Genomic DNA, 8,197 nt, shown 5'->3' on the forward strand with positions numbered 1-8,197 from the left:
GGCGGTTCAACCTGGACCACGTGACCGACACGCTCGGCAACACGATGACGTACACCTACAGTGCGGAGACCAACCGGTACGCCGCGGACGTGGGACGCGACGGGGACAAGACCTACACCCGCGGCGGCACGCTGAAGCGGATCGAGTACGGCACCCGCACGGGTGCGACCGGGCACGCGAACGCGCCCTACCGGGTGGAGTTCGAGGTGGCGGAGCGGTGCTTCGGTGGTTCGGCCGAGTGCCCGACGGCGGCCAAGCCCACCCGCTCGCAGATGAAGCGCTGGCGCGACACCCCGATGGACCTCATCTGTGTCTCGGGTGACGACTGCGAGTCGTATGCGCCGGCGTTCTTCTCCCGGAAGCGCCTGACCGGCATCACCACCCAGGCGCGCATCGACGGTGCCTACCGCGACATCGACACGTACGGCCTGGAGCAGAAGTTCCGCGACCCGGGTGACGGGACGGGCAAGCTGATGTGGCTGCAGTCGATCACCCGTACGGCGGGTGGTGACCCGGATGCTGCCGCTGTCGACCCGCTCAAGACGTGGTTCGCCGGCGAGGCCATGCCTGCCCGGGTGGACCACGAGAACCTGACCGACGGCCTGCCGGCGATGAACCGGTTCCACGTGACCGACATCGTCAACGAGACCGGCGGGATGGTCTCGATCAACTACGCGGCACCCGAGTGCACCCCGGCCAACACCCAGGACACCTCGCTGGCGGCGCAGGAGGCGAACGAGAAGAACTGCTTCCCGGTGCGGTGGCACGTGGCCGGGGAGGACGAGGCGCACACGGAGTGGTTCCACTCCTACCTGGTGGCCTCGGTGACTCAGACCGCGGGTGGGGTGCGCTCGGGTGGCGTTTCCGGGCACGGTGACCCGGACCAGGTCACGTACTACGACTACGAGGGTGGCGCCGGCTGGGCGCGGCTCGACAACCCGCGGCTGGATGAGGATGTGGACCGTACCTGGTCGGACTTCCGCGGGTACGAGCACGTCGTGATCCGCCAGGGTGAGGACGGTCCGTCCTCACGGACCAAGTACCTGCGTGGTCTGGGTGGCACGATCACCGCCACGGCAGGCGACGTGTCCCGGCAGGTGGACGATCACGAACACCTGGCCGGGATGGTCGTCGTCGCCAAGACGCTGAACGGCATCGACGGGAGCGGGGACGAGCGTGTCCTGTCCGAGACCGTGACCGACCCGGTCGTGACCGAGGGAGTCACGTATGACGGGCTGACGGCGGCACGGACGGAGTCGATGACGACAGTCTCGGCACTGCTGGGCGCGGACGGCGTCGTGGACCACACCACCCGCACGTCCAAGACGATGGACGAGTACGGCAACACCACGCAGGTCAACAACGAGGGAGACCTCGACGTCGGGGACGACCAGACGTGCACGCGGTCCTGGTATCACGGACCTGGCACCACCCACATTGCCAGGGCGCTGCAGCGGACCATCACCCGCGCCGGTTCCTGCGGCACCCAGGACGACGGCAGCCCGGGCAAGCTCATCTCGGCGACGCGGGTCTCCTACGACAAGCAGGACTACGGTCAGGCTCCGACCGACGGGCTCCTGACCGAGACCCGCAGCATCGACCCCGAGCGGGACCCGGAGGTCGGGACGACGTTCGACGCTGTCGGCTGGTCGGGCAGCGATGTGTACACCTCGACGAGCTTCGACGTGCACGAGCCGGGTGCCTACCCCGACGCGGTGGGCCGTCCGGTCGCGGTGACCGACGGCGCCGGGCGCACCACTCGTACGGATTACGTCCTGGCGGGCGGGATTCTGACGCAGACGACGTCCCGCACGCCCGATCCGGACGGGGCTGGGCCGCTCACTGCGCACACCGCGACCACGACGTTCTCGAAGTACCGGGGCCTCCCGGTCGAGGTGACGGACGCGAACGGTCGCGTGACGACCGCCGCGTACGACCGCGCCGGGCGCCTCACCCGTGTGTGGCTGCCGGACCGGCAGGGCAAGAGCCCGAACCTGCGGTACGAGTACTCGATCTCGCCCACCGGGATCAATGCTGTCACCGCGCGTACGCTGCGCGCCGACGGTTCGTCGTACCACAAGGCCACCACGCTGCTCGACGGCCTGGGCCGGGACATCCAGACCCAGACCGAGTCGGTGGACGCGGCCGATCCCGGCCGGATCATCACCGACATCCAGTACGACGAAGCCGGACGCGTCTACCAGGTTCAGGGCCCGTGGTTCGAGCCCGAAACGTCGCCGGGAACCACGATCGTCGGAACCGACGACGTGCCCGAAGCCACGACCAGGTTCGAGTACGACGACGCCGGCCGCACCACCGCCGAGATCTTCTTCGACAACAACCCGGATAACCCGGACTACGAACGGTGGCGTACCCGTACGGTGTTCGACGGCGCGACCACGCTGGTGATCCCGCCGGCCGGGGCTGTTCCGACGTCCACGACCGCGGATGCGCACGGCCGCACGACCGCTCTCACGCAATATGTGCGTGAGTACGGAGACCCCGGCGCGGACGCCTATCCCGACACCGCGGGCGAGGTGCGCGACCTGCCGGCGCAGACCACCACGTACGAGTACGACCACGCCGGGCGAATGGTCGAGGTCGCCGACCCGGCGGGCAATGCCTGGACCTACGAGTACGACCTCGCCGGCCGGCAGACCCGAACGGTCGACCCGGACCGCGGGGCGACCTCCACGACGTACGACGTGGCCGGCCAGCCGGTGACGGTCACGGACGCGAACGGCACGCTCGCCTACACCTATGACGCGCTCGGCCGGGTCACCTCCCTGCGCGACGACAGCCCGACCGGTCCGCTGCGCGCCGCATGGACGTACGACAAGTACGCCCACGGCCCGAACGCGGGGCAGACGATCAAGGGCCTGACGACGGCGTCGACCCGGTACACCCCGGACGGGACCGGGGACAGCGACACGGACGCGGACGAGTACGTCACCGCGATCACCGAGGTGGACGCTGCCTACCGCACGATTGCTTCCCAGGTGATCCTTCCGGCGGGGAACGAAGACCTCGGCCTGCTGGGTTCGGCCGGGGCGGACCGCACGTTCGAGACCCGCTACTCCTACATGGCTGACGGGCAGGTCGAGTCGGTCACGTACCAGGGGGTGGGCAACCTCAAGCGCGAGACCGTGACCACCGGGTACACCGCCACGGGCATGCCCGAGTGGATGGCCGGCGGATTCGGGTGGGGCACCTACGTGGCTGAAGCGCGGTTCAACGCCTACGGCGAGCTGCTGTACCAGGACCTGGGCAACACGTACGGCACCGTGGTCTCGTACCAGTACGAGCCCGGCACGCGCCGTCTGGAGCAGGTGTCCCTGGACCGCGAGCGGATCTCGGGCAAGGACCTGAACCTCAAGTACGCGTACGACCAGGCGGGAAACATCCTGTCGGCGAAGGACGTGCCCACCCATGAGGGCATGGCCGCTGATCGGCAGTGCTACACGTACGACGGGCTGAACCGGCTGACCGAGGCGTGGACGCCGGACAGCGGTGACTGTGCCGAGGCGCCTTCGGTCGAGGGTTTGAACAACGGGGTGGCGCCGTACTGGGAGTCGTTCGAGTACGACTCGCTGGGCAACCGCACCTCTCATACCCTGCGCACACCTGACGGCAGTGACTCGGACGCCGGTGCCTCGGGTGGCACGGAGATCGTGGAGGACTATCTCGTTCCGGGCGGTGCCGGGGGTGGTGGTGAGCCTGCTGCCGGTGACTGCACGGCCGATGCCGAGGGGCCGCATCAGGTGGCGGCGGTCTCCACGCAGGCGGCGACCGGTGCGGCGTGTCAGACGTTGACCTATGACGGCGCGGGGAACACCACCGGCCGTACCACGGTCAGCGACTTCACCGACGTCGTACAGGACCTGACGTGGGATGTCGAGGGTGAGCTCGTGGGCGTGGCCACCGCCACGACGGTCTATGAGGAGCCCGTGGACGAGGGCTCCGACGAGACCAGCGAAGGCGGCAGCACTGCTGGTGAGCGGGGTGCGGGCAGCACGACCACGAGCAACGTGTCCATGGTGTACACGGCTGACGGCGACCGGGTCCTGCGCAACCAGGACGGCGTGGTCACCCTGTACGTCGGGGGAGGCCAAGAAGTCACCCTCGACACGGCCGCCGGTACGGTCACCGCGACGCGCTACTACGCATTCGCCGGCCAGACCGTCGCGGTGCGTACCGACCGCGGCATGGGCGGGGTCACCTCCCTGATCAACGACCCGCACGGCACTCCGTTGGCGAGCGTGCACAACACGGCGCTGCCCACGCAGGGCATCACCAAGCACCACACCCTGCCCTTCGGCGACGCCCGCGGAAACGGCGCTGCACCACCGGGGGACCACCGCTTCCTGGGCGCACCCCAGGACGCCACGGGCCTGGTCATGCTCGGGGCCCGCTACTACGACCCGGCCACGGGACGGTTCCTGAGCGTGGACCCGATCATGGACCTGACGAACCCTCAGCAGTGGAACGCGTACGGCTACGCGGGCAACAATCCCGCGACTCGGTCGGATCCGACCGGGCTGTGGTGGGAGGCGCTCCCCGTCGACAACCGCGTCATGACCAGCGGTACCACGGCGCCAATCGGTAGCGGCGGCCCAGCGTGTCGCTATGACGATTGCGACGGCGTTGTTGACTGGCAGAACGATGCAGACGAGTCGCGTCCGTGGATTCCGGAACCCACTGAAGAGAACTGTACGCTTCATGGCACCTGCACCGATGAGCAGATGTACGGGCCGTACTGGTCTGCCGAGGGTGGGTATACCGAGATCGGCGAGGCCCAGTACTACAACATGGTCCAGGACGCCGTCGACGCGGTGTACTGGATGTTCCTTGAAGATCCAGTTGAGTGCGTTCACGGCAGCGTCTCTGCCTGCGTCTGGTTCGGAGTAGGTCTGATCCCAGGCGCTAAGCTTGCCAAGCTCCTCAAGGGTCCGGCCGGCGAACTCGCAGATGTCGTCAGGAAGAACCTGGACGACGCCGCAGAGGGCAAGAAGCCCGGCGGTGCAAGCAAGAGGGACGGGGCTGTTGGCCAGGCATGCAGGGCGAAGAGCTTCTCTGGGGACACGCTCGTGCTCATGGCTGATGGGACGCACAAGCCGATCGAAGAGGTCAAGGTCGGCGACGAAGTCATAGCTACGGATCCTGAGACGGGCGAGCAGGGCGCCCGCGAGGTGACCCATGTCTGGGTGCACCAGGACGACCTGTTCGAGTTCGAAGTCGAGGGCGAACTCATCGTCACGACCGAGGACCACCCGTTCTGGTCCGTTACCGACGAGTCGTGGGAGCGCACTGAACAACTCGCCCTGGGTGAAGAGGTGTTTAGTGCTGACGGGCAAGCCCTGACAGTCACACAAGAGGCCGACATCGCCGCTCCCGAGACGGGTCCGGCCTATAACCTGACTGTCGCCGGATTGCACACCTATCACGTCGGCAAGGCCAACGTCCTCGTACACAACACGACTCCCTGCTTGAAAATGACGTCTGTCATAAGTGATGATTCGATGTTGGTCAAGGCGGCACAGCAGGCAGGCCGGAATCAGGCAGTTCAGGCAGAAATGGACGCGTTGCACCTTCAGCTTTCTCGGGGAAACTTGAATCCGGGGCTTGGCAGCAAGGCTTTGGCCGGAACTGACGTCTCGTACGCACGCGGACGGAACGGTGCAAGACTTTTCTTCCGCAATGTGGACGACGGGATCCAGATCGTCGGAAAGGCTGATAAAGGAAACGAATCCAAGGTGATCGCGAGATTGGTGCAAACTTATGGCAGTTGACCCCGCCCTCAAGTTGGAGCGAGAAGGGTATTCCGTCCGATTCTTTCTTGGTGCCGGTGACTCCTCCGACGATGTGGAGAACGTTGACGCCGAACTTACTATGCCGGATGGCTCCCGCTGGAGTGCCACGTTGCTGACGCTCCGTGAAGTCGCCCGAATCATGAAGCGTTGGCGGACGAGCGGCGAGTCCGGTAGTGGTTCCTACTTTCAATGTGTGGATTTAGTACTCCTGCCCGAGCCGGGTGTTTCGGCGATGCTGAATGCGCTGGATGCTTTGGTGGCAGATGGCGGCCCGCAAGGGATGCTTCCGCTGCTCGGGGAGGAAGCGTGAAGTCTACCGGCGCATGATGGTTCATGCTGGAAATCTGACTTGGGCCACTATAGCCGGAATTAATCAAGATCCGCCTCTGGTCGAATGATCGGGAGGTGTTCGAAGTCGTATTCGAACCTCCGTGACGCGATGTGCACCTCGAATGCGCTGTACGTGTCGTTCGGCGTCTCGCGCTGGACGTTCGCGATCGCGCCCTTCGCGTCGTTCCAGACATGCTCGACCGGGTTGTGGTCCGGCGCGTACGGCGGGAGCTCCCCCGTGAGGACGTCCGTGCGCTGAGGCAGATCAAGAACCTGCTGACGCCTGCCCTGGAATTAGCTGATCGCCTTGGAGATGACCGGCTGCTGGGATGGGCTGAGGCTTATCGCGCGCTACCGTGAGGATTCCTTCTGGGTGGAGATTCGGAAGACGAAAAGGGGTCAGTCTTAGTACTACAGCCGTAGATCTGGCTTCTGGCCTGCGGTGACGCGTCTGGCGGGTTCGACAGGTGCGGCCACCGCCGGTGATGCTTCTGGTTTGTGTGGACCGAGAAGACCGTGGCGGTGGCCCGCGGCCCTGAGCATAGACGCTGACCTGTTCGAGCGGGAGCTGGAGGACCTGATGGCGCAGGTCGGGGGCCGGTTTAGGCATCGCGCGTCGCGGCAGCGGGCCCGGGAGATGATCGAGGCGCTGCTGGCGCCGGTGGAGTCGAAGAACTGCTGGACGCTGGCCGAGCATGCGGGCCATGCCTCGCCGGACGGGTTCCAGTACCTGCTGGAACGTGCCCGCTGGGATCGCGAGGGCGGCCTGACGGTGATCGCTGAGGGGATGATCCAAGCGATCGATGACGCGACGGCTGGCAATTACAAGGGTAGCTGGGGTGCATACGGGATGGAGTGCTGATGGACTCAACTGACCGATTTGCTCGGGAGCTGGCCGGTAGATTTCCATGGTTCGAGGATCCGCTGGAACCGTACTTGGACGACGGCGATGTTGGGTACGCGTACGTCTTCTTGGCCGTGGAGGTCACACCCGAGATCGTTGCCGCGTACCGTGCGGAGCGCGCCGGAGCGTCGAGCATCGAACTGGACTGGCGGGCGGTGCTCAACTTTATTGACACGTGCCTGATGGGTGACGACCCAGACGTGGTCAACGTGATCAAAGCATCGTTCGTGCTCCAGCTCCCAAACCCCGGTGACCTTGCCTACGGAATCGTGGATGAGCTTCCTGCACGGCTGCGTGCAACCTTCTCGTCTGTCCGGCCGGGTGGGTGACATGAGAGGCAAGGCTGACGCGGGAGTGTCCCAGGCCTCGGCATTCTCGCCTGTCGGGACGGTCTTGACCTGGATCGTGTAGTGGCGTAGATGGGACGAACGCGGCACCAGTGGGATGATGAAGGTTCTCACGCCTTGTCATCGTTCCCAGAAGCTGGAGCCGCGCCCGTGTCCACAGTCTCTCTCACGTCCCTGCTGGTCGGCTACGAGTCCTCGATCACGATCCGTACGCGTGAGGCGAAGGTGAGCAACTATGCGGTCTATGACGCCGATGGAATAATTCTGCGGCGTGTAGACCTCGTAGGGGCTGCGCATGATGGGGTGCCGACTCCTCATGTTCAAGAGTTCGGTCGGAACGTGACTCCGGACGGTCGTGTGTTCCCTGCCCAAAGCAAGATCGCAATACCCGTCGGGCCGAGTGATATACCGATTGGTTGGTGCTAGTGAACGAGCATTTCGAACTGGATCTGAGAGAGTTCGTCGAGTTGAGGGAATTTTTGCCCGAGGATTCAGAATCGGATCCTCGGGCTTTCCTGGCGGCAATGGTAAATCCTGCCGAGTTTGCCTCTGTGCTCACTTTGCTGTTTCCCGATTTTATTGAGTATCGTGGAAGTGTATTCTTGCGTTTTGCGTTCGATCGAGTCGTGATTGACGAGTGGTTCGATCGCCTAGGGGATGCTTCTTCTGTTGAGCATGTCGTCAATCACGTACATCTCTGGGATGTGGTTGCCTCGGGAGTGGGCTATGAGGAGGACTGTGTGCGCCCAGGGCTCCGGCAAAGTCATGACTGGAGGAGTGTGCGGACGGGTCGGTTGAGGTCTCTG

The 8,197-nt window shown here is 65.1% G+C and carries 6 protein-coding genes and 1 pseudogene; 6 read left to right on the forward strand and 1 reads right to left on the reverse strand.

Translation table 11 applies throughout. From position 1 onward, the window contains the following. The first annotated feature begins 20 nt into the window (after positions 1-20). On the forward strand, positions 21-5,789 hold the full coding sequence (locus ACYVK5_RS18865; protein ID WP_460707504.1) for a polymorphic toxin-type HINT domain-containing protein: 5,769 nt from the start codon (positions 21-23) through the stop codon (positions 5,787-5,789). Further along, positions 5,779-6,120, forward strand: coding sequence for a hypothetical protein (locus ACYVK5_RS18870; protein WP_460707505.1), 342 nt, complete (start codon positions 5,779-5,781; stop codon positions 6,118-6,120). Before ACYVK5_RS18865 ends, ACYVK5_RS18870 begins: the two co-directional genes overlap by 11 nt. A gap of 59 nt (positions 6,121-6,179) precedes the next feature. Here ACYVK5_RS18870 and ACYVK5_RS18875 read toward each other — a convergent pair. Further along, a pseudogene (locus ACYVK5_RS18875) lies at positions 6,180-6,389 on the reverse strand (hypothetical protein); the annotation flags it as partial. A 331-nt stretch (positions 6,390-6,720) separates the two neighbouring features. Between ACYVK5_RS18875 and ACYVK5_RS18880 the strand changes: the two are divergent. The 4 genes from ACYVK5_RS18880 to ACYVK5_RS18895 form a co-directional block, all read left to right on the forward strand. Next, positions 6,721-7,002 (forward strand): hypothetical protein, encoded by a 282-nt coding sequence (locus ACYVK5_RS18880; protein ID WP_460707506.1) that lies wholly within the window; start codon positions 6,721-6,723, stop codon positions 7,000-7,002. Next, positions 7,002-7,373 (forward strand): hypothetical protein, encoded by a 372-nt coding sequence (locus ACYVK5_RS18885; RefSeq protein ID WP_460707507.1) that lies wholly within the window; start codon positions 7,002-7,004, stop codon positions 7,371-7,373. The genes ACYVK5_RS18880 and ACYVK5_RS18885 overlap by 1 nt, the downstream gene beginning before the upstream one ends. 90 nt (positions 7,374-7,463) lie before the next feature. Further along, positions 7,464-7,817 (forward strand): polymorphic toxin type 24 domain-containing protein, encoded by a 354-nt coding sequence (locus ACYVK5_RS18890; protein WP_460707508.1) that lies wholly within the window; start codon positions 7,464-7,466, stop codon positions 7,815-7,817. Further along, on the forward strand, positions 7,817-8,197 hold a 381-nt coding region (locus ACYVK5_RS18895), incomplete at its 3' end, for a hypothetical protein (RefSeq protein WP_460707509.1). The genes ACYVK5_RS18890 and ACYVK5_RS18895, both read left to right, overlap by 1 nt.

This window comes from Myceligenerans halotolerans (assembly GCF_054782975.1).